This is a genomic window from Mycobacterium sp. H4Y (assembly GCF_000364405.1).
GTDB classification, from domain to species: Bacteria; Actinomycetota; Actinomycetes; order Mycobacteriales; family Mycobacteriaceae; genus Mycobacterium; species Mycobacterium intracellulare.
In genome coordinates this window covers 730,354-750,755 of the sequence record NZ_AKIG01000001.1, presented here as the reverse complement: position 1 = coordinate 750,755, position 20,402 = coordinate 730,354, and the positions used below count along the sequence as shown (strand labels likewise).

The 20,402-nt window shown below is 68.6% G+C and carries 21 protein-coding genes and 1 tRNA gene; 6 read left to right on the top strand and 16 right to left on the bottom strand.

The features are described from left to right. Positions 1-71 precede the first annotated feature (71 nt). The 5 genes from W7U_RS03470 to fabG all read right to left on the bottom strand — a co-directional run bounded on the left by W7U_RS03470 (position 72) and on the right by fabG (position 5,221). Complete coding sequence (locus W7U_RS03470; RefSeq protein WP_008254926.1) at positions 72-746, bottom strand: GntR family transcriptional regulator; 675 nt, start codon at positions 744-746, stop codon at positions 72-74. 4 nt (positions 747-750) lie between these two features. Beyond that, on the bottom strand, positions 751-1,944 hold the full coding sequence (locus tag W7U_RS03465; protein WP_008254925.1) for an acyl-CoA dehydrogenase family protein: 1,194 nt from the start codon (positions 1,942-1,944) through the stop codon (positions 751-753). A 23-nt stretch (positions 1,945-1,967) separates the two neighbouring features. Next, on the bottom strand, positions 1,968-3,170 hold the full coding sequence (locus W7U_RS03460; protein ID WP_008254922.1) for a CoA transferase: 1,203 nt from the start codon (positions 3,168-3,170) through the stop codon (positions 1,968-1,970). Next, complete coding sequence (locus W7U_RS03455) at positions 3,167-4,384, bottom strand: acetyl-CoA C-acetyltransferase (RefSeq protein ID WP_008254920.1); 1,218 nt, start codon at positions 4,382-4,384, stop codon at positions 3,167-3,169. Before W7U_RS03455 ends, W7U_RS03460 begins: the two co-directional genes overlap by 4 nt. 87 nt (positions 4,385-4,471) lie before the next feature. Continuing rightward, on the bottom strand, positions 4,472-5,221 hold the full coding sequence (gene fabG / locus W7U_RS03450; RefSeq protein ID WP_008254916.1) for a 3-oxoacyl-ACP reductase FabG: 750 nt from the start codon (positions 5,219-5,221) through the stop codon (positions 4,472-4,474). Between the two features lie 113 nt (positions 5,222-5,334). Here fabG and W7U_RS03445 point away from each other — a divergent pair, with 113 nt between their 5' ends. Genes W7U_RS03445 through W7U_RS03435 form a run of 3 tightly spaced genes read left to right on the top strand, consistent with a single transcriptional unit; the run spans position 5,335 to position 7,826 of the window. Further along, positions 5,335-6,528, top strand: a complete 1,194-nt coding sequence (locus W7U_RS03445) for an acyl-CoA dehydrogenase family protein (RefSeq protein WP_008254915.1) — start codon at positions 5,335-5,337, stop codon at positions 6,526-6,528. Then, on the top strand, positions 6,528-7,349 hold the full coding sequence (locus tag W7U_RS03440; RefSeq protein ID WP_008254912.1) for a mycofactocin-coupled SDR family oxidoreductase: 822 nt from the start codon (positions 6,528-6,530) through the stop codon (positions 7,347-7,349). Before W7U_RS03445 ends, W7U_RS03440 begins: the two co-directional genes overlap by 1 nt. A 48-nt stretch (positions 7,350-7,397) precedes the next feature. After that, positions 7,398-7,826 (top strand): pyridoxamine 5'-phosphate oxidase family protein, encoded by a 429-nt coding sequence (locus W7U_RS03435; RefSeq protein ID WP_008254910.1) that lies wholly within the window; start codon positions 7,398-7,400, stop codon positions 7,824-7,826. Between the two features lie 4 nt (positions 7,827-7,830). On the opposite strand, the gene W7U_RS03430 is transcribed toward W7U_RS03435, so the two are convergent. The 3 genes from W7U_RS03430 to W7U_RS03420 all read right to left on the bottom strand — a co-directional run bounded on the left by W7U_RS03430 (position 7,831) and on the right by W7U_RS03420 (position 13,346). Next, positions 7,831-8,910, bottom strand: coding sequence for a phosphotransferase (locus W7U_RS03430; RefSeq protein WP_036428650.1), 1,080 nt, complete (start codon positions 8,908-8,910; stop codon positions 7,831-7,833). Positions 8,911-8,997: 87 nt separating this feature from the next. Then, complete coding sequence (locus W7U_RS03425) at positions 8,998-10,734, bottom strand: ABC transporter ATP-binding protein (protein ID WP_008254905.1); 1,737 nt, start codon at positions 10,732-10,734, stop codon at positions 8,998-9,000. Further along, positions 10,731-13,346, bottom strand: a complete 2,616-nt coding sequence (locus tag W7U_RS03420; RefSeq protein WP_008254903.1) for an ABC transporter ATP-binding protein/permease — start codon at positions 13,344-13,346, stop codon at positions 10,731-10,733. The genes W7U_RS03425 and W7U_RS03420 overlap by 4 nt, the downstream gene beginning before the upstream one ends. A 271-nt stretch (positions 13,347-13,617) precedes the next feature. Between W7U_RS03420 and W7U_RS03415 the strand changes: the two genes are divergently transcribed. Beyond that, positions 13,618-14,043, top strand: coding sequence for a DCC1-like thiol-disulfide oxidoreductase family protein (locus W7U_RS03415; RefSeq protein ID WP_008254901.1), 426 nt, complete (start codon positions 13,618-13,620; stop codon positions 14,041-14,043). Between the two features lie 7 nt (positions 14,044-14,050). Here W7U_RS03415 and W7U_RS03410 read toward each other — a convergent pair whose 3' ends face one another. Beyond that, entirely contained in the window at positions 14,051-14,380 is a 330-nt protein-coding gene (locus W7U_RS03410; RefSeq protein WP_008254899.1) for a hypothetical protein, read from the bottom strand. Positions 14,381-14,472: 92 nt separating this feature from the next. Next, positions 14,473-14,556 (bottom strand) — tRNA-Leu (locus W7U_RS03405). Positions 14,557-14,635: 79 nt separating this feature from the next. Here W7U_RS03405 and W7U_RS03400 point away from each other — a divergent pair. Together W7U_RS03400 and W7U_RS03395 are read left to right on the top strand one after the other, a co-directional pair. Then, entirely contained in the window at positions 14,636-15,016 is a 381-nt protein-coding gene (locus tag W7U_RS03400; protein ID WP_008254896.1) for a hypothetical protein, read from the top strand. Further along, positions 15,013-15,363: a DUF3817 domain-containing protein gene (locus tag W7U_RS03395; RefSeq protein WP_008254894.1), complete on the top strand. Its 351-nt coding sequence runs from the start codon at positions 15,013-15,015 to the stop codon at positions 15,361-15,363. The genes W7U_RS03400 and W7U_RS03395 overlap by 4 nt, the downstream gene beginning before the upstream one ends. A gap of 167 nt (positions 15,364-15,530) precedes the next feature. Here the strand turns inward: W7U_RS03395 and rdgB are convergent, their stop codons facing one another. The 6 genes from rdgB to W7U_RS03365 all read right to left on the bottom strand — a co-directional run bounded on the left by rdgB (position 15,531) and on the right by W7U_RS03365 (position 20,401). Next, positions 15,531-16,142 (bottom strand): RdgB/HAM1 family non-canonical purine NTP pyrophosphatase, encoded by a 612-nt coding sequence (gene rdgB / locus W7U_RS03390; protein ID WP_008254893.1) that lies wholly within the window; start codon positions 16,140-16,142, stop codon positions 15,531-15,533. Between the two features lie 2 nt (positions 16,143-16,144). Further along, positions 16,145-16,924 (bottom strand): ribonuclease PH, encoded by a 780-nt coding sequence (gene rph / locus W7U_RS03385; RefSeq protein ID WP_008254891.1) that lies wholly within the window; start codon positions 16,922-16,924, stop codon positions 16,145-16,147. A gap of 22 nt (positions 16,925-16,946) precedes the next feature. Next, complete coding sequence (locus W7U_RS03380) at positions 16,947-17,729, bottom strand: cyclic nucleotide-degrading phosphodiesterase (RefSeq protein WP_008254889.1); 783 nt, start codon at positions 17,727-17,729, stop codon at positions 16,947-16,949. A 72-nt stretch (positions 17,730-17,801) separates the two neighbouring features. Next, entirely contained in the window at positions 17,802-18,617 is an 816-nt protein-coding gene (gene murI, locus W7U_RS03375; protein ID WP_008254887.1) for a glutamate racemase, read from the bottom strand. Continuing rightward, positions 18,614-19,285: a rhomboid family intramembrane serine protease gene (locus W7U_RS03370; RefSeq protein WP_036428645.1), complete on the bottom strand. Its 672-nt coding sequence runs from the start codon at positions 19,283-19,285 to the stop codon at positions 18,614-18,616. The genes murI and W7U_RS03370 overlap by 4 nt, the downstream gene beginning before the upstream one ends. Positions 19,286-19,345: 60 nt before the next feature. Further along, a complete protein-coding gene (locus W7U_RS03365; RefSeq protein ID WP_008254883.1) occupies positions 19,346-20,401 on the bottom strand; it encodes a P1 family peptidase in 1,056 nt (351 codons plus the stop codon). Between the last annotated feature and the right edge of the window lies 1 nt (position 20,402).

The window sequence follows — 20,402 nt, the reverse complement described above, 5'->3', positions numbered from 1 at the left end:
TCTCTCCGTCCGTCGCCCACCCTGATCGCAGCGTAGGCCCGGCCCGGCTGGGCGACAAGAGCTGGCGGCGGCTATTCCTCCACCACCACGCCGTGCGCGATGAGGTGATCGATCAGGGGAACCGCGCCGGCGGCGAGATGTTCCGACATCGCCGCGCGCGCGAGCTCGCCGTCGCGTTTTTTCAGGGCGGACAAGATCCGCCGATGGTCCCTCATCGACTGCTCGGGCCAGCCCTCGATGGCCGGAAACACCGATTCCGGCGCGTAGCGGGTGATCTGGGACATCAGCTGCGCGAGCTTCGGCGAATCGGCGGCAATGTTGATGGCCCGGTGGAATTCGTGGTTCAGGCCCACGGTGTGCTCGTGCTCATCACCGGCATAGGCATCCTCCAACTGCGCCTGGATCTGTTTGAGTTCGCGTAGCTGGTCGTCGGTGATGTTGAGCGCGGCCCGCGCGGCCAGCTCGCCGCCCACATGCGCCTGCACATTCGCCACGTCGGTGACGTCGCGGCCGGTGACCGGCAACACCACGAAGCCCCGGCGGGGCTGCTGGGCGATCAAGCCCTCGGCGCGCAACGCGAACAGCGCCTCGCGCACCGGTGTGACACTGATGCCCAGCTCCGCGGCCAGCTGGTCGAGCCGAATATACGACCCAGCGGCATAGCTGCCATCGAAGATCCTGCTGCGGATCAAGCGTGCAACGTCCTCGGAAAGTTGAGGCCGCGCAGCGAAATCCGGAACGCTCATCGTTTCACACCTGGTATTCGGCGAGCAGTCGCTTGCTGATGATGTTCTTCTGGATTTCGCTGGTTCCCTCGCCGATGAGCAGGAACGGCGCGTCACGCATCAGCCGCTCGATCTCGTATTCCTTGGAATAGCCGTAGCCGCCGTGGATCCGGAAGCTCTGCTGGGTGACCTCGGCGCAGTACTCACTGCACAGGTACTTGGCCATCCCGGCGGCGACGTCGTTGCGCTCCCCCGAGTCCTTCAGCCGCGCCGCATTTACCATCATCAGGTGTGCGGCTTCGACTTTGGTCGCCATCTCGGCCAGCTGGAACGCGATGGCCTGGTGCTCGGCGATCGGCTTGCCGAAGGTCTCGCGTTGTTGTGCGTAGCGCACCGCGAGTTCGAAAGCGCGAAGCCCGACGCCGCAGGCGCGGGCCGACACGTTGACCCGGCCGACCTCGATGCCGTCCATCATCTGGAAAAAGCCCTGCCCCGTGACCCCGCCGAGGACGTCGTCGGCGCCGGCCTGGTAGCCGTCGAAGATCATCTCGGTGGTTTCGATGCCCTTGTAGCCCAGCTTGTCGATCTTGCCCGGAATGCGCAGGCCCGGAACGACTTCGCCGAAGCCGACCGGCTTCTCGACCAGGAAGGCGGTCAGGTTGCGGTGCGCCTTGTCCGAGCCCTCGTCGGTGCGCACCAGCGTCGCCACCAGTGTCGCGGTGGCGCCGTTGGTCAGCCACATTTTCTGGCCGTCGATCGTGTAGGTGCCGTCGTCGTTGCGTCGGGCCCGGGTCCGGATCGCCGCGACGTCCGAGCCCAGCTCGGGTTCCGACATCGAGAAGGCGCCGCGCGTCTCGCCGGTCGCCATGCGCGACAGGAAGCGTTGCTTCTGCTCGTCGGTGCCGTGCTGGCGCAGCATGTACGCCACGATGAAATGGGTGTTGAGCACCCCGGACACGCTCATCCACCCGCGCGCAAGCTCTTCGACGCACAGGGCGTAGGTCAGCAGCGATTCGCCCAGGCCGCCATATTCCTCGGGGATCATCAGCCCGAACAGACCCATGTCGCGCAGCTGGTCGACGATGGCCTGCGGGTAGGTGTCGGCGCGTTCGAGTTCAACCGCGTTGGGGATGACTTCCTTTTCGACGAATTGCCGGACGGTGGCGATGATTTCGGTCTGGACTTCGGTCAGCCCGAGCGTCTGGGCGAGTTTGGTCATGTGCTGTGTTTCCTTCCGGCTGCTCAGCCCGCGATGGTCTTGGCGTCCGTCAGGCGCTCGACGTCAGCGGTGGTCAGCCCCAGCAACCGCTGAAGGATCTCGGCGGTGTCTTGTCCCAAGGCGGGCGCCGGCGCGCTGGCGGGATGGACCCCGTCGAACGCGGCCGGTAGGCCCGGCGCGAAGTAGTCGCCGAGGCCCGGTTGCCGCAACCGCGAAAACAGCGGATTGTCAGTGACTTTCGGTCCCGCCGCGACCTCGGCGAAGGTGCGGTAGCGTTCGAACAGCACCGTGGTATTCGACAGCGCGGCGGTGACCTCGTCAGCGCTGTGATCGTTGAACCAGGTGGCGAACAACCCGGACAGCACGTCCTGGTACCGGTACCGGTCGCCTTCGGACCCGAAGTCCACCCCGAGCGCCTCCGCGAGTGCCGACACAGCGTCCTGGGTGCCGGTGACCTCGACCAGATCGCGGAAGTGCCGCTTGGTCAGGGCGACGACCATGAACCGGCCGCCGTCGCGACTGGTGAAGTCCTGCCCGTACTGGCCGTAGATGGCGTTGCCCAGCCGTTCGCGTTGCGTCCCGTTGACCTGAGGTTCGGTGAGCAACCCCAGGTTGGCGGCGGTGGCCAGCGCGACGTCCTCCAACGCCAAGCTGATCCGCGTCCCCGCCCCGGACTTGTCGCGGCGATGGACGGCGGTGACGACGGACAGCGCGGCGTACAGTCCGCAGCACACGTCCCAGGCCGGCAGGACGTGATTGATCGGACCGGCATGATCGGCCGGGCCCGTGACAAGTGGATAGCCCAGGCCGGCATTGACCGTGTAATCCACGCCGGTGGAACCGTCACCGCGCCCGAGTAACTGGACGTGGATGACGTCGGCGCGCTTGGCCGCCAGGACGTCGTGACTCAGCCAGGACAGCCCGGCGGCGTTGGTCACGACGATGCCGTCACCCTCGACGATCAGGCGCTGGACCAGTGCCTGGCCGTCTTCGGAGCGCAGATCGATGGTGGCCGAACGCTTTCCCTTGTTCAGGCCCGTCCAATAGATCGACGTACCGTCCGCCGACAGCGGCCAGCGTTGCACGTCGGACGCACCACCGATCGGGTCGACCCGGATCACCTCTGCGCCAAGCTGATTCAGGGTCATGCCGCACAGCGGCGCGGCGACGAAGCTGGACACCTCGACAACGGTGAGGCCGTCCAGAGGCAGCCCGGGGTCGGTCATCTCGATGCGACCCGTTCGAAGACGGCGGCAAGCCCCTGCCCGCCGCCGATGCACATGGTCTCCAGCCCGTAGCGCGCCTGCCGCCGATTGAGCTCGCGCGCCAGCGTGGCCAGCATCCGTCCGCCCGTCGCCCCCACCGGGTGGCCCAGCGAGATTCCCGAACCGTGCACATTGGTCCGCTCATGGTCGGCCGCACCGAAATTCCATTCCCGCATCACCGCAAGCGCTTGCGCGGCAAAGGCTTCGTTGAGCTCGATGAGGTCGATGTCGGACAGCTGCAGGCCCGCCTTGGACAGCGCCACCTGCGTCGCGGGGACCGGCCCGATGCCCATGACGTTGGGCGCCACCCCCGCCACCCCCCAGGACACCAGGCGCACCAACGGCTTCAGGCCGTACGCGTCGGCCCTTTCCGGCGTGGTCACCACGCACATGGACGCAGCGTCGTTCTGCCCGCTGGAGTTGCCGGCCGTGACCGTGGCCCCCGGGTCGTCTTTCAGCAGAACGGGTTTGAGCTTGCCCAGCGACTCCACCGACGTGTCCGCGCGCGGGTGTTCGTCGGTGTCGATGACTTCCTCGCCGCTGCGCGTGGGGACGGCAACCGGAACGATCTCCTCGGCGAGGACGCCGTCTTTCTGCGCGGCCACCGCGCGCTGATGCGACCGCACCGCCAGCTCGTCTTGTTCCTCGCGTGAAATCCCGTACTGGCGGCGCAGATTCTCGGCCGTCTCCAGCATTCCACCCGGCACCGGGTAGTGCCGTCCGCCGGCGGTCGTGCGTCCCCGCGCCAGCCCGTCGTGCACCCGCACGCCGCCGCGAGCCCCGCCCCAGCGCATATCGGTGGAATAGAAGGCGACGTTGCTCATGCTTTCGCAACCCCCGGCGACGACGAGATCGTGGTCGCCATGGCCGACCTGCAGGCACGCCTGGATCACCGCCTGCAGGCCCGACCCGCAACGCCGGTCGACCTGCATGCCCGGAACCGTCACCGGCAGCCCGGAATCCAGCGCCACCACGCGCCCGATCGCCGGCGCATCGCTGTTGGGATAGCAGTGGCCGAGGATGACGTCTTGTACGGCGTCGGCCGCCAGCCCGGTTCGCCCGAGCAGACCCTTCAGGGCGGTGACACCGAGGTCGACGGCGCTGAGCGCCTTGAACATTCCGCCGTAGCGGCCGATCGGCGTCCGCACCGGCTCACAGATGACGGTTTCACGCATTGTGACTCCTGTCTTGATGCCGAGCAGACGCAGAATCGCATTGATGCCGTGCGGATTGTGAGATTCTGCGTCTGCTCGCGCGAGTTCTCACAGGTGTCGGCCGCCGGTGATTTCCATGACGGTGCCGGTCATATACGACGACAGGTCGGAAGCCAGGAACAGTGCCACGCTGGCGACTTCGCTGGGCTCGCCGGCCCGGCCCATCGGCACCTCGGCCACCTTCGAATCCCAAATGCGCTGCGGCATGGCCTCCGTCATCGCCGACCGGATCAAACCGGGCGCGATCGCGTTGACCCGGACGCCCAGATACGCCAGCTCTTTGGCGGCCGCCTTGGTCATGCCGACGATGCCGGCCTTGGCCGCCGAGTAGTTGGTCTGGCCGACCATGCCGACCTTCCCCGACACCGAGGACATGTTGATGATGGCGCCGCGCTTGTTTTCCCGCATGATGGCGGCGGCCAGCCGGGTGCCGTTCCAGGTTCCCTTCAGGTGGACGTTGATGACCTGATCGAACTGCTCCTCGGTCATCTTGCGCATCGTCGCGTCCCGGGTGATCCCGGCGTTGTTGACCATGATGTCCAGGCCGCCGAACCGCTCGACCGCGGTCTGGATCAGCGTCTCGACGTCGGATGACTGCGTGACATCGCAACGGACCGCGATCGCGACGTCGTCACCGCCCAGCTGCTTGGCCACCACCTGGGTTTCCTCGAGATTGACGTCACCGAGCACGACCCGCGCACCCTCGGCGACGAAGCGCTCCGCGATGGCCAGACCGAGTCCTTGCGCTCCGCCGGTGATTACTGCGGTCTGACCTGCCAACAACGCCACCTGGATCACACATCCTTCTCTGTTATCGCCGCCATCGGGCACCCATCAGCCAAATATCATATTTGATATAGGATCCTCCCCTGAACCGGGGTGCCCCGGATCGGGAGAGGAGCGTGGAGCCGATGGCCACCGCCGAAATCGCCGAAGTCTCCGACGAGGACTTCCGCGAGATCCTGGCTCAGACAAGGCAATTCGTGCGCAGCGCGGTGGTCCCCCGCGAGCAGGAGATCCTCGACGACGATCGCGTCCCCGACGACCTGCGCGACGAGGCCAAGCGGATGGGCCTGTTCGGCTACGCGATCCCCCAGGAGTGGGGCGGCCTCGGCCTCAACCTGATGCAAGACGTCGAGTTGGCGATGGAGCTGGGCTACACGTCGCTGGCACTGCGGTCGATGTTCGGCACCAACAACGGCATCGCCGGACAGGTTCTGGTCGGGTTCGGCACCGACGAACAGAAATCGCGCTGGTTGGAGTCCATCGCGTCCGGCGACGTCGTCGCCTCCTTCGCGTTGACCGAACCCGGCGCCGGATCCAACCCCGCCGGCCTGCGCACCAAAGCCGTTCGCGATGGCGACAATTGGGTGATCTCCGGGCAGAAGCGGTTCATCACCAACGCGCCCGTCGCCAACCTTTTCGTGGTGTTCGCCCGCACCCGGCCGGCCGACGACAAGGGACCCGGGATCGCGGTCTTTTTGGTTCCGGCCGATGCCGCCGGCGTGCAGGTGGGCGCCAAGGACGCCAAGATGGGCCAGGAAGGCGCGTGGACCGCCGACGTCGCCTTCGACGACGTCCGGGTGGACGACGCCGCACTGATCGGCGGCAGCGAAGACATCGGGTACCGCGCGGCCATGACCTCGCTGGCCCGCGGCCGGGTGCACATCGCCGCACTCGCCGTGGGTGCCGCCCAACGCGCGCTCGACGAATCCGTCGCGTATGCCGCCACGGCGACGCAGGGCGGGGCGGAGATCGGAAGCTTCCAGTTGGTGCAGGCGATGCTCGCCGACCAGCAGGCCGGTGTGATGGCCGGCCGCGCGCTGGTGCGGGACGCCGCGCGGCTGTGGGTCACCGATCAGGACCGCAGGATCGCGCCGTCGGCGGCCAAGCTGTTCTGCACCGAAATGGCGGGCAATGTCGCGGATCTCGCGGTGCAGATCCACGGCGGCAGCGGCTACATGCGAGGCGTTGCGGTCGAACGCATTTACCGTGACGTGCGCCTGCTGCGGCTCTACGAGGGCACCAGCGAGATTCAGCGTCTGATCATCGGTTCGAATCTGGTCAAGGCGGCCGGGCGGGCCACCACAACGAAGGAGCGTTAATGGCAGGCAAGCTTGCCGGAAAAGTGGCATTGATTACCGGGGCGGCGCGCGGCCAGGGCCGGGCGCACGCGGTACGGATGGCCTCCGAAGGCGCGGACATTATCGCCGTCGACATCGCCGGCAAGCTTCCGTCGTGCGTTCCCTACGACCCGGCGAGCCCGGACGACCTGAGCGAAACCGTGCGCCTGGTCGAAGAGGCGAATAGCCGCATCATCGCCTCGGTGGTGGACACGCGTGACTTCGACGGACTGCGAAGGGTCGTCGCGGACGGTGTCGCCGCGCTGGGGCGCCTGGACATCATCGTCGCCAACGCCGGGGTCGCGGCGCCGCAGGCCTGGGACACCATCACGCCGGAAGACTTCCGCGACGTCATGGACATCAACGTCACGGGCACGTGGAACACCGTGATGGCCGGGGCGGACAAGATCATCGAGGGCGGCCGCGGCGGCTCCATCATCCTGATCAGTTCCGCGGCCGGTATGAAGATGCAGCCGTTCATGATTCACTACACCGCCAGCAAGCACGCCGTCACCGGTCTGGCGCGGGCCTTCGCCGCCGAGTTGGGTAAGCATTCGATCCGGGTCAACAGCGTCCACCCGGGTCCGGTGAACACCCCGATGGGTTCGGGCGACATGGTCACGGCGGTGGGCAAGACGATGGAAACCAACCCGCAGTTGTCGCACGTCCTCACGCCGTTCCTGCCCGACTGGATTGCCGAACCCGAGGAGATCGCCGACACCGTGTGCTGGCTGGCCAGCGACGAGTCCCGCAAGGTCACCGCCGCGCAGATCCCGGTCGATCAGGGCTCGACGCAGTATTGACCTCAGCGCGGCGGGAATAGATCGCCGACGTCCGCGCTTTCAGGCCACATGAAAGCCTTCACCGAGACCGAACGCCAAGAGTTCCTGGCCGCCAAGCACGTCGGCGTCCTGTCCGTCGCGGCCACCGACGGCCGCCCGCCGGCCAGCGTCCCGATCTGGTACGACTACACGCCGGGCGGCAACGTCCGGATCATGACCGGCGCGTCCAGCCGCAAGGCGCGGCTCATCGAGCGGGCCGGGGTGGTGACGCTCGTCGTCCAGCGCGAGGAGCCGCCGTACCAGTACGTGGTGGTCGAGGGCAGGGTCGTCGAAGCCACGAAGCCGGCCCCGGCCGACTTGCAGGAAGCCATCGCCATTCGCTACCTCGGCGAGGAAGGCGGGCGCGCGTTCGTCCGCAGCATGGAGGGCGTCGAGGAGGTGCTGTTCACCATCCGGCCCGACCGCTGGCTGAGCGCCGACTTCACCGGCGATCTATAAGGTCTCAGCCGACTAGCTCCAGCGTGCCCAGCTCGCGGATCGCCTGGCAGCCGCGGCTGAGCATAGCCAGCACCATGTCGTCGCCGCGTTCGGTCGCGGCGGCGAACGCGAACCCCAGCGCCGAGATCAGCGGCGCCTGCAGCACCCCGAGCCGGTAATCGCGCCAACATGTTTCGCGATCGTAGTCGCTGACACCGCCGGCCTGCAGCGCCCGATGGTAGTCGGCGACCAGCGCCTCCTCGATGCCGGCGCGCAGCTGCGAATTGAGGCTGGTTGCTGTGAAGTACGCGAGATCCCGGGTCGGCAGGCCCACCCCGAGCGTCTGCCAGTCGACCACGCTGACCCTCGTCCGGTCCGGGTCGAACAGCAGGTTGTCCAGCCGGTAATCGCCGTGCAGCAGGGCGAACCGGTCGTACTCGGACAACAGCCACGGTGTGATCACACCCATTGCCGCGCTGAAGGTGTCGCGGTCTTCTGCGCTCATCCGATCGCCCAGCTTCTCCAGCGTGATATCGGCGCTCATCTTCGCCACTTCGCCCATGCCGGCCGCGCCGGCCTCATCCGGGCGCCCGAACGCGATGCCGGGGAAATCGAGCCAGGCGGGGTCGCACCAGGTCGGCGCGTGCAGGCCGGCCAGGGCGTTAACCGCCAGGCGCGCTTCGGCTTCACCGCAACCGATGAGCTGATCGCCCTGCACCGCCGGCGCCTGATCCGCGAGCAGCAGGGCGAAATCCATTGCGTCATCGGTGATCTCGGAGTAGAAGCACCGCGGGGTCGGCACCTGCACCCGGTCCACCACCGAGGAGTAGAACGCGCATTCGCTGCGGTAGCCGATCACCACCCGGTCGCGCACGGTGTCGTCCTGGGCGGGCAGCTTGATCACGAAGGTCTGCGGAAGGTCACCGGGATCCGTCGCGTAGCGGGCGCTCACCCGGTAGGTCGCCCCGGTCTGTCCCGTGCCGATCGCGACCACGTCCACCTCGGCGACCTCGACGGGCGCGCCGCGGCCACTGAGCGCGGCCGACAGCCATGCCGGGGTCACGTCGCCGGGGTAACGCGGTATCGACGACAGCACAGCACTCATTCCCAGCACGCCTCCTGCCCGCGGACAGCTCGATCCGACTGACCAACTGTAAGGCATACCGCAAGAGTTGCGGTCAACAGTGGTGATCTAATCGGCCAGAATGCGCCATTCGGCGGCCTCGTGCTGCTGGCGCCAGAATTCGTCGAAACGACCCCCGGCAGCGAGTAATTCGTCGACCGTGCCATCCTCGACCACCTGGCCGCTGTCGAGAAACAGGACGCGGTCGGCGTGGCTGATGCTCGCCAACCGGTGCGCGACGATCACCTGGGTGCGCGATTGCGGGTCGGCGGTCAGCGCGTCGACCACGGCGGCCTCGTTCTCGGTGTCCAGAGCGCTGGTCGCCTCGTCTACCAGCAGTATCGGCGCGGGTTTGAGCAACGCGCGGGCGATGCTGACCCGCTGGCGTTCACCGCCCGAGAGCGCCGAACCGGCCTCGCCGACGACGCTGTCGGCGCCGTCGGGCAGCCGTGCGACGAGCTCGTCGACGCGGGCGAGCGCCACCGCGCGCGCGAACCGGTCGTCGTCGGCGCCGGGGTCCCCGGCGAAAACGTTGTCGCGGATGGACCCGTGGAACAGGTAGGGATGCTGGAACACGACGCTGCTCGCCGCCCGCCGGTCTTCCGCGTCCAGCGTCGCCGCGTCGACACCATCGATCAGCACCCGGCCGCGCGTGGGCTCGTGCAACCCCGCGATCAGCGCCAGGATGGTGCTCTTGCCCGACCCGGACGGTCCGACGATCGCCGTCGTGCTTCCCGGCTCCAATGAGAAACTCACCCCGTCGAGCACCGGCGCGCCGGCACTGTCGTACCCGAACGTCACGTCGTCGAACTCGATACGCGGGGCCGTGGCGCCCGGCAGCGTCGCGGCGCCCGCGTTCATCAGCGGCGCGGTGAGCACCGAGCGAATGTTGTCGAGCGTGGCGCGGGTGCTCTCCAGCGCCGGCGCCAACTCGCTGATCGTGGTGAACGGCTCGAGGTAGCGCACGATGACGACGATCAGTGCGATGGCCTCGGCCACCGACAGCGTTCCGTTCACCGTCAGCGCGGTGGTCGCCCCGGCCAGCAGGATCAGGGCCAGCTGGCTGGCCAGGCTGAACAGCAGCTGACCCGGCACCTGCATGGAGAGCAGCCGCATGGTCGCGCCGTGTTGGGCGGCCAGCGCGTCGCCGACCATGCTCCGGGCCGGTTCGACGCGCCGCGCGGCGCGCAATGCCTGCTGGGTCCGGGCGAACTCGATGATCCGCTCGGTGAGCGCGCTATTGGCCTCCGCCGCAGTGGAATCGGCGCGACGCGCCAGGCGCGCCGACGCCCACAGCGCGCCCAGCATCAGCGGCAGCCCGCCCAGCGCGGCCAGGCCGAGTTGCCAGGAGACCGGCAGCAGGACGACCGCGATGGCGGCCGGCAGCAGCACGGCCGAGATCAACGGTGTGAGCAGGTTGACGACGAGGCCGACGAGTTCGGGGCCCGTCGCCGCGATCGCCTGCCGGGCCGTCGCGGTGTGCTCGGCGGTGAACCAATCCAGCCGCACACCGGGCAGTCGGTCGGCCACGTCATGCTGGCTGTGGTCCAGCACCGCGAAGCCCAGGTTGAAGCCGATGCGCGCCGTCGCGGTGTCGATCACCCAGCCGAGCGCGGTGGCGGCGGTCAGCCACCCCAGCCACATCATCGCGCGGTGTGGGGCCTCACTGAACAACGCGCCCACCAGGGGAACCAGCAGCACGGTGGCCACCGCCCGCACCACCACGGAGATCAACGCCAGCACCGTGTAGGCGACGACCCGGGTGCGCCGATCCGCCGGCACCAGGCTCAACCACGTGCGGATCATCGGGCACCCTCCCCGGCCACGCCGGCGGCCACCTCATCGCGCCGGCCGCCCTCCCACAGGCTCCGATACCGGCCGTCGGCGGCCAGCAACTCGTCGTGGGTGCCGCGCTCGACGACACGGCCGTGGTCGAGCACGACGATCTGGTGGGCCCGGGTGATGGTGTGCAGCCGGTGCGCGATCACGAGCACGGTGCGGTCCTGTGTCAACCGGTTGAGCGCTTGCTGCACAAGGTATTCCGACTCCGGATCGGCGAACGCGGTGGCCTCGTCGAGGATGAGAACGCCGGTGTCGGCCAGGATCGCGCGGGCGATGGTGAGGCGCTGGCGCTCCCCGCCGGACAGGCCGCTCCCGGCGCCCAGCATGGTGTCGTAGCCGTCCGACAGCCGCATGATCCGGTCGTGGATCTGCGCCTCGCGCGCCGCCTGTTCGATCTGCGCCGGGGTGGCATCGGGAGCGGCCAGCGCGATGTTTTCCGCCACGGTGCCGTGCACCAACTGCGTCTCCTGCAGCACGAATCCGACCTGGGCGTACAGCTCGTCGGCGGTCATCGACCGAATATCTTGTCCCCCAACGCGTATCGAGCCCTGATCGACATCGTGGAACCGTGCGAGCAACGCGGCCAGCGTCGACTTGCCGGATCCCGACGGCCCCACCAGCGCGGTGACCGTGCCGGGGCGCAGGGTCAGCGACACGTCGTGGATCACGGGAACGCCCGGACGGTAGCCGAAACTGACGTGGTCGAACACCACCGCCTTCGTCGGCTCCCCCTGGACTTGGCCGTGATCGCGCACGGCGAGTTCGGCTTCGTCGAGCGTGTTCTGCAGGCGCCGGGCGGCCAACATGCCGGCGCGGATGCCGCCGAGGCCGTAGGCGATCCCGAGCAGGCGTGCGCCGAAGGTGGTTCCCAGCAACAAGAATGGCAACAGGTTGACCGGATCCATCCGCCCCCCGACCACCAGCAGGGTGCCGGTGGTCGCGATGAGCCACAGGAACGTCGACGGCCGGGTGACCAGATCCATGAAGGTCTTCTTGCCGGCCAGTGGCCGCTGCCAGGCGACCAGGAAGCCGACGTATTCGTCCAGGCGGCGCCGGAAACTCGACGCGGCGGCACCACCGAAGACGCGGATCACCGGCTGGCCCTCCAGGTAGGCGCCGGCCTCGCCGCTCATCGTCTCCGCCCAGCGCTGCGACTGCGGAATGCGCGGGCCCGATTGAATCGTCAGGGACGAGGTCAGCACCAGGTAGACCAGGACGGGCGCGAACAACACCAGCGCCACCCGCCAGTCGACCACGAACAGATAGACGAGCACCGCCACCGGCGCGACGGCCGCGGCCACCGCGTCCGGGATGGCATGGGTGACCAGGTAGTGCAGGGACAGCGTGTCGTCCTGGAGCAGTTGCTTGATGGAACCCGATCCGCGTGCGGTGAACCAGCCCAGCGGCAGCCGAGACAGCTTGCGCAACAATCCCGTACGCAAATCGCGGGCGAATCGCGCGTCGACGACGTGGAGCCAGAGGGTGAGGGCGGCGCCCAGCAACGCCCCCAGGCCCAGCAGCGACACCGCGGCGATGCCGACGTTCCACAGCCGGGACGCGGGCGCCCCGGACACCAGCAGGCGGGCGAGTTCGACCAGCAGCACGAACGGCGCCAGCTGCACCAGCGTGATGACCGCCTGCAACAGGCCCGACAGGATCAGCGCCGAGCGCAGCGGCGCGAGCAATCGGCCCGCGGCCTGGGCGCGCCAGTTTCCGCGCGACACCGGGGCGGGCGCCGTCTCGGGAACCAGCTGAGCCGACTCCAGTTGCGCCGCAACCTCTTCCGGGGCGACGGTGGGCGCCACGCTTTCGGAGCCCTCGGGCTCGTCACCGCGGCGGGTGCCCATCGCCCGCCCGGCGCTCCAGTACGCCTGGGCGTGCACCTCGGATTTGGGAAAGCCGAACTCGTCGCGCAGGCGGGTCCGCACCTGCTTGAGCGTCGTGGCCTCCGGCGTCGCCCACGCATACCAGTCGGACCAATCTCGGCTCTCGATCGCCGCCGCAAGCGATTTCTCGTCGCGGCGGGCGACCCAGTGCAGCCGAAGCCGCGGATGCTGTGCGATCGGGATCAGCGTGTCGTTGTCGTCGTGCTGTTCGAGGTACATCTCGATCGGGACGTCGTCCGGGACGACGCCGATGATCCCGTTCATCCCCGGGATGGACGCCGAATCGCCGATGAGCAGATATCCGGCCGGCGGCTCGTCGGGCATGTCGAACCGCGACGAACCCATCAGCGCCATGACGGCGATGGTGGCGCCGGGCTGCACGGTACGCGCCCACTGCGACGCCGGACCGGCCGGATCGTGCAGCACGATGTCGACCGCGAAGCGCCCGGCCGCGACGTCGGCTTCCGAGATCGTGTACGCGCGCTGAAACTCTGTCTTCGATCCGTCCGGATCCGGGAACCAGAACCGCAACCATGCGGCCGGTTCGGCGTCCACGTCTTCGAACAGCGTCGGCGACGTCATGCGCACGCGCACGAAGTGCGGTGCGATCCGGACGGTTTCGATGACCGTCGCGGTGTGATCGCGCGCGCCGAAGCTGCGCAACATCACACCTTGGAATCCGCGTGCCATTAGCGGTCCTTTCTCGCGGCGCTCCGCGCCGGCACGGAGCTGACGATCGGGCGAGGTCACCGCCACGAGGCCACGGATCGGTGCGGCCGGCGAGGGCCGCACAAACTGTGAATTCGACACCTGCCACGATCCCGCGCGGGCGGCACCCCGCCGCGGATCACCGGCCACCCGGTCACGACTTGGTACGTTACCCCCACAAACTAAGGGTTGCCTTACCATAGGTCAACCTCGGTGCCGCTCACCTGCCGCGGCGGTCAGTAACCTGGGAGACATGAGCGGTGAGTCGGCGGCGCCCGTCCTGCTGTACGACGGTGTCTGCGGGGTGTGCAACCGGGCGGTGCGCACGATCCTTCGCTTCGACCCCGCAGGTCCGCTGCGCTTTGCGGCCCTGCAGAGCGTCTTCGCCAAGGCGATCATCGAGCGGCACCCGGAGATCGGGAACGTCGACTCGGTGGTGTTCGTCGACGACCCCGGACAGCCCTCGGAACGCGTGGCCGTCCGCTCAGCCGCCGCATTGCGCGTCGCGGATTATCTCGGCGGGCCGTGGAAGGCGCTCGCGGTCGCCCGTCTCGTTCCGACCCCCGTGCGCGACTGGCTCTACGACAGGTTCGCCGCCATCCGCTATCGGGTCTTCGGCAAGTACGACAGCTGTCCGCTGCCGTCTCCGGAGGTTCGCGCCCGCTTCGTAGAGGACTGAGAACGCGTCAGTCCGTGGCGGCGCCGGCCGCCAGGTCCGCCTCGGATTCCCTGCGCTTGAGCTCGGCCAGCTTGCGGTCCTCGGCCGCGGCTTCGCGGTGCTTGAGCGCGGATTCGCGGTGCACGTCGCGGTGTGGCACCCCTTGTCGGACGACCCAGTCTTGGCTTTTGGCGACTCGCTCATGCTGGATCGCGGATTCCTCGAAGCTTCGTGCCGCGGACAGCCCCGCGCGAGCCGCGCGCTCGCGCGCCATGGCCACTCTGCGTTCGGCGAGTTCGACATCTTGTGCGGTGAAAGCGTTTTCGCCGGGTGGTGCCGGCTCGCGTCCGGTGGGCATGGCGTCTCCCTTGTGTCCTGTGAGTTCGATGTACCCCGCCGGACGGGTTTGACGCTTAGCCCGCTGAAGATTTCATTTCGAATGTTGACCAGTGCGGGCGGAGGGACTCGAACCCTCAAGCTCTTTCGAGCAATGGCACCTAAAACCATCGCGTCTGCCAATTTCGCCACGCCCGCGCGCCCGGCAATCGTATCGCCTGCGATATGTCCAACTTGTCCGCGACGGGGGCGCATTGACGCGCGGTACGGTCAAGGGGTGTCCACTACACACCGTCGCAGACCCGCGCTGATCGCTTTGGTGATCATCGCGGCGTGCGGCTGCCTGGCCTTGGGCTGGTGGCAGTGGACCAGGTTCCAATCGGTCTCCGGCTCGTTTCAGAACCTCGGCTATGCGTTGCAGTGGCCGCTGTTCGCGTGGTTCTGCGTGTACGCCTACCGCAAATTCGTGCGCTACGAAGAGGAGCCACCCCCGCCGCGCAGCACCGAGGCCGTGACGGAGATCCCCGCCGGTCTGCTGCCCGACCGACCCGCTCCCCCGCCGCAGGCACCCGATGACCCGGCGCTGCGGGAGTACAACAAATACTTGGCCGAGCTGGCCGCGCAGGACGCCGAAAAACAAAAGAGGACAACCGCATGACCACACCGGAGACCCCGGGCGGTGCAGTGCCCGCCGTGCCCGTCGACAAGATCCGCACCGCCTTGCTCGGCTACCGGATCATGGCCTGGACGACGGGTCTGTGGCTCATCGCGCTGTGCTACGAGATCGTCTCGCACCTGGCGTTCGACCACGAGATCCGGTGGATCGAAGTGGTCCACGGCTGGGTGTATTTCGTCTACGTGTTGACCGCGTTCAACCTGGCGATCAAGGTGCGCTGGCCGATCGGCAAGACGGTCGGTGTGCTGTTGTCCGGGACGATCCCGCTGTTGGGGATCATCGTCGAGCACTTCCAAACCCGGGACGTCAAAGCCCGATTCAGCTTGTAGGTCACATAGGCCACACCCGTCCCTGCCGGGGAAGGGACCCGCAATGCCCACCTCCTAGCGACAACGCGCGCGCACGACGGGTTGTCGCTAGGAGGTGGGCATTTCACCTGTCACCCCGCGCCGCGACGGATGTGACCCCTGTTGCCAATGCCCCGCACGCCGGGGCTTCACCCCCCGGACCGGGCCAGCGTTTCAAGCGACGGCAACAGCAGTTGCAGCGCGCGACCGCGATGCGAGACCGCGTCTTTCTCGCTCGGGCTGAGCTCGGCCGCCGTGCGCTCGCACCCGTCGGGCACGAACACGGGGTCATACCCGAATCCACCATCGCCGCGCGGTTCCCGGGCGATGTTGCCGGGCCATTCGCCCCGGACGACGACCTCGCCCGCCCCCGACACCAGCGCGCAGGCGGACACGAACGCCGCGCCGCGCCGTTCGTCGGGCACGTCGCGCATTTGCGCCAGCAGCAGGGCGGTGTTGCCGGCGTCGTCGCCGTGGTTGCCCGACCAGCGCGCCGACAGCACCCCCGGCATGCCGTTGAGCGCGGCCACCTCCAGTCCGGAATCGTCTGCCACGCTTGGCAACCCGCTCGCGGTGAACGCGTCGCGCGCCTTGGCCAACGCGTTCTCCTCGAAGATCGCGCCAGTCTCCGGCGCTTCCTCGAACGGGGCGACGTCGTCGAGCGACACCAACGTCAAGCCCGTCAGACCGGCGGCGTCGAGCACTCGGCGCAGCTCGGCCAGCTTCTTGGGGTTGCGGCTGGCGACCAGCAGCCGGCGCACGGTCAGCTGCCGAACGCCTTCGGCGCCGGAGCCCCCTCGGGGAGCTCACCGGGGTATGGCTGCGCCAATGCCTCGCGCTGGGCGGCGAACAACTTGTCGCAGGCGGCCAGCGCCACGTCGAGCAGCTTGTCCAGCGTCGAACGCGGGAAGGTCGCGCCCTCACCGGTTCCCTGAACCTCGACGAGGGTGCCGGTGTCGGTGGCGACGACGTTCATGTCTACCTCGGCGCGGGCGTCCTCCTCATAGGGCAGGTCCACCCGGACCCTGCCGTCGACCACTCCGACGCTGACCGCCGCGATGGCGCACGACAACGGGCGCGGATCCGACAGCTTGCCCGCCGCCCCGAGATACGTCACCGCATCGGCGAGCGCCACGAATGCGCCCGTGATGGCCGCGGTGCGGGTTCCCCCATCGGCCTGCAAAACGTCACAATCGACGGCAATTGTGTTCTCCCCCAACGCCGCCAGGTCGATGCACGCCCGCAGCGAGCGTCCGATCAGCCGGCTGATCTCCTGGGTGCGCCCCGACAGCCGCCCCTTCACCGATTCGCGGTCGGAGCGCGTGTGGGTCGCCGACGGCAACATCGCGTACTCCGCCGTCAGCCACCCCAGACCCGAACCCTTGCGCCAGCGCGGCACACCCTCGGTCACGCTGGCGGTGCACATGACCTTGGTGTGGCCGAATTCGATCAGCACCGAACCGGCGGGGTGGTCAGTGAAACCGCGGGTGATGACGACGGGCCGGAGCTCGTCGTCAAGGCGGCCGTCTTCTCGTCTCGTCACGACGCAACCCTAACGTGGAGTGTCAGACCCTCTCGGAGCGGCGGATATCGAACGTCTCACCGCACACCACCGCATGCACGGGACCATCGAACTCGGCCTTGGCCTCACTGATCACGTCCTCCCGTGAGGTCCACGGCGGGATGTGCGTCAGCAGCAATTCGTGAACGCCGGCCTCGGCCGCGGCCCGGCCGGCCTCGGTCCCCGACAGATGCAGCGCGGGCGGCCGGTCCGCCGAATGCGTCCAGGACGCCTCGCAGAGAAAAACGTCGGCGCCGCGGGCCAGCTCGACGAGCTGATCGCAGACTCCGGTGTCACCGCTGTAGACAAACGACGCGCCGGAGGAATCGGTGATCCGCAAGCCGTAGGACTCGGTCGGGTGGGCCACCACCCGCGGCGTCACCGTCAGCTCGCCGATCGTCACCGGCTCGCCGTCGACCCAGTGACGAACGTCGAAGATGTCCGAGCAGTCGTCGATCTCGCCGCCGTAGGGTGAGGACGCCGCGCCCAGCCGCGACCAGGTGTCGCCGGGGCCGTACAGCAACGCCTTACCGAGCGGGCGCGTCGGGTGATAGCGCCGCCATACGAACAGTCCGGGCAAATCCAGACAGTGGTCGGCGTGTAAGTGCGACAACAGCACGTGCACGGAACCGGGGTCGGCATAGCGCTGCAGTGCGCCGAGAACACCCCCGCCGAAGTCGATGACCAATGGCGGAGTGTCCGGTGCCCGGAGCAGATAACCCGACGCAGGCGAATCCGGACCCACCACGCTGCCCGAGCAGCCGAGCACGGTTATTCGCACGGACACTACTGTGCCATGCCCGACAGGGCCATGACGAAAACATGGCCGCTTTGGTGTGACGAGAATCTCGCCCGGTCGTCAATCAACGCGCACCTGATGAACGGGCTGAACTCCGGACACGGCGGGACCGAGGAATCGCGCCGCCAATCTGGTGAATGCGTCGGGGTCGCCGGTGGCTTCGAAGACGCGAGTCGCGGGCGGCGCATCATGCGGGCGAAGCAGGTCTCGCTCGGTGAGCACCCGGAGCACCTCTTTGGCGGTCTCCTCCGCGCTGGACACCAGCGTCACGTGCTCACCCATGGCCAGTTGAATGAGTCCCGACAACAACGGGTAGTGCGTGCATCCGAGCACCAGCGTGTCCACCTGCGCGCGCTGCAGCGGCTCCAGGTAGCCCTCGGCCAGCCCGAGCACCTGACGCCCGCTCGTCACGCCGCGCTCGACGAAGTCGACGAACCGCGGGCAGGCCACCGCGGTGATCTCGGTGTCGCGGGCGGCCGCGAACGCGTCCTGGTAGGCGTGCGAGTTGATGGTCGCCTGGGTGCCGATGACGCCGATGCGTCCGTTGCGGGTGGTCGCGACCGCGCGGCGCACCGCGGGCAGGATCACCTCGACGACGGGCACGTCGTAGCGTTCGCGGGCGTCGCGCAGGCAGGCTGCGGATGCCGTGTTGCAGGCGATGACCAACGCCTTGACGCCGCGGCCCACGAGGTCGTCGGCGATGGCCAACGCGTGCGCCCGAACGTCGGGGATGGTCAGCGGGCCGTACGGCCCGTGGCCGGTGTCGCCGACGTAGATGATGTCCTCGTCGGGCAGCTGATCGATGATCGCCCGCGCGACGGTGAGCCCCCCGACGCCGGAGTCGAAGACCCCGACGGGCGCTAGTGGTCCGCTCATGTCTTCCGGCGCGGCGACGCGGTGCCGGCCGTCCTTTTCGTCCGGGCCTTGCGTTCCGGGGCTGACAACCGATAGGCGGCCACGACGCCGGCGATCGCCCCGCACAGATGCGCTTGCCAGGACACGCCCCCGCAGAGTCCGAGCACCGGCATGGCGCCGAGCAGGACGCCGCCGTAGGCGAACATCACGACCAGCCCGATGACGATGTTGGACACCCGGCGCACGAAGATCCCGAACACCAGCAAGAAGGCCAGCCAGCCGAAAATCAGGCCGGAAGCCCCGATGTGGTCGGTGGGGCCGCAGCTGCTGCCGACGTCGCCGATGAGCCAGGTGCCCAAACCACCGAGGATCCACACGATTGCGGTCGCCCACACGAACCGGGACAGCCCCGCCAGCGTCATGAGGAAACCCAGCACGAGCAGCGGCACCGTGTTGGCCATCAGGTGCTCCCAGCTCGCGTGCAAGAGCGGGGAGAAGACGATGCCCCACAGGCCGTCGAGCTCCAGCGGCCGGATGCCGTTGGCGTCCAGCGAGTGCCGGGTCATCTGGTCGATCAGCTCGACGAAGTAGAGCAACACGACGAAGGTGAGGATCGTGGCGGCGCCCACCATCGGCGTGGACCGCTTCTTCTCCTGGGCGGCGGGTGCCCTCGGAGCGGTCTTACCCATAGCTGCCCTTCCAGCGCGTTTCCGGCATCGTCCAGGCTACCGGCGCGGCGGGCGGATTCCTCATCGGCCGAGTGCGCCGGGCAGCACGTCGCGGTAGCTCGGTATCCCGGCGATCGTTTCGGCGGCCAGCACCCCGCCCAGCACCGCTCGCGCCAGGCAATCGGCCGCCGCGATGCCGACCTCGGTGACCAGGCGCGTCTCGGGGGAGAACGCGGCCGGCACCGGTTTTGAACTGGGCGACGGGGGGTCGACCTCGACCGCCCCGGTGGCCAGGACGAACACCGCGTCCCCGTCGACCGGCGTGTGGGCCGGCCGGATGCTGCGGGCCAGGCCGTCGTGGGCCGAGATGGCCACCCGACGGCACGCCGCCGGGCTCAGGGCGGCGTCGGTGGCCACCACCGCGATGACGGTGTTGAGGGGCTCCTCCAGCGGGTCCGACGGGGACGGCAGCCGGGCGAAGGCGTCGATCTGCTCGGGCGGCGGCGGAGAGAGTCCGAACTGGTGGGCCAAGTCGGCCATCCACGGCAACCCGGTCGCCCGGTCGGCGACCTCGCCCGCGGCGTTCACCACGGCCAGCGCGCCGACGGTCACACCGCTCGGCAGCCCCGTCGAGGCGGTCCCGACGCCGCCCTTGAGCGCCCCGGCCCGGGCCCCCACCCCGGCGCCGACGTTGCCCACGCCCATCGCCGCACCTTCTTGCACGGCGGCGGCGCAGGCCAGGTAGCCGAACTCGTCCGTCGGGCGGCACTGCCAGCCGCCGACCGGCAGATCGAAGATCACCGCTGCCGGCACGATGGGCACCACGCCCCCACCCATCGCCACGCCGCGTTCCTGTTCTTCCAGCCAGCGCATGACGCCGTCGGCGGCCGCCAGGCCGTAGGCGCTGCCCCCGGCGAGCAGCACCGCGTCCACGAACCGCACCGTGTTGGCGGGGTCGAGCAGATCGGTCTCGCGCGTCCCGGGGGCCCCGCCGCGGCAATCGACCGCGCCGACGGTCCCCGGGGGCGGGAGCACCACGGTGACGCCGCAGGCCCAGCCCGCGCCCAACGAGGCGTCGGGGTCCAATCGGTGGTAGTGGCCGACGCGGATCCCAGCGACGTCGGTGATCGCGCCCATC

Coding starts and splice junctions, on each gene's coding strand:
- W7U_RS03470 (WP_008254926.1), bottom strand. CDS start 746: ATGAGCGTTCCGGATTTCGCTGCGCGGCCTCAACTTTCCGAGGACGTT.
- W7U_RS03465 (WP_008254925.1), bottom strand. CDS start 1,944: ATGACCAAACTCGCCCAGACGCTCGGGCTGACCGAAGTCCAGACCGAA.
- W7U_RS03460 (WP_008254922.1), bottom strand. CDS start 3,170: ATGACCGACCCCGGGCTGCCTCTGGACGGCCTCACCGTTGTCGAGGTG.
- W7U_RS03455 (WP_008254920.1), bottom strand. CDS start 4,384: ATGCGTGAAACCGTCATCTGTGAGCCGGTGCGGACGCCGATCGGCCGC.
- W7U_RS03445 (WP_008254915.1), top strand. CDS start 5,335: ATGGCCACCGCCGAAATCGCCGAAGTCTCCGACGAGGACTTCCGCGAG.
- W7U_RS03440 (WP_008254912.1), top strand. CDS start 6,528: ATGGCAGGCAAGCTTGCCGGAAAAGTGGCATTGATTACCGGGGCGGCG.
- W7U_RS03435 (WP_008254910.1), top strand. CDS start 7,398: ATGAAAGCCTTCACCGAGACCGAACGCCAAGAGTTCCTGGCCGCCAAG.
- W7U_RS03430 (WP_036428650.1), bottom strand. CDS start 8,910: ATGAGTGCTGTGCTGTCGTCGATACCGCGTTACCCCGGCGACGTGACC.
- W7U_RS03425 (WP_008254905.1), bottom strand. CDS start 10,734: ATGATCCGCACGTGGTTGAGCCTGGTGCCGGCGGATCGGCGCACCCGG.
- W7U_RS03420 (WP_008254903.1), bottom strand. CDS start 13,346: ATGGCACGCGGATTCCAAGGTGTGATGTTGCGCAGCTTCGGCGCGCGC.
- W7U_RS03415 (WP_008254901.1), top strand. CDS start 13,618: ATGAGCGGTGAGTCGGCGGCGCCCGTCCTGCTGTACGACGGTGTCTGC.
- W7U_RS03410 (WP_008254899.1), bottom strand. CDS start 14,380: ATGCCCACCGGACGCGAGCCGGCACCACCCGGCGAAAACGCTTTCACC.
- W7U_RS03395 (WP_008254894.1), top strand. CDS start 15,013: ATGACCACACCGGAGACCCCGGGCGGTGCAGTGCCCGCCGTGCCCGTC.
- murI (WP_008254887.1), bottom strand. CDS start 18,617: ATGAGCGGACCACTAGCGCCCGTCGGGGTCTTCGACTCCGGCGTCGGG.
- W7U_RS03370 (WP_036428645.1), bottom strand. CDS start 19,285: ATGGGTAAGACCGCTCCGAGGGCACCCGCCGCCCAGGAGAAGAAGCGG.
- W7U_RS03365 (WP_008254883.1), bottom strand. CDS start 20,401: ATGGGCGCGATCACCGACGTCGCTGGGATCCGCGTCGGCCACTACCAC.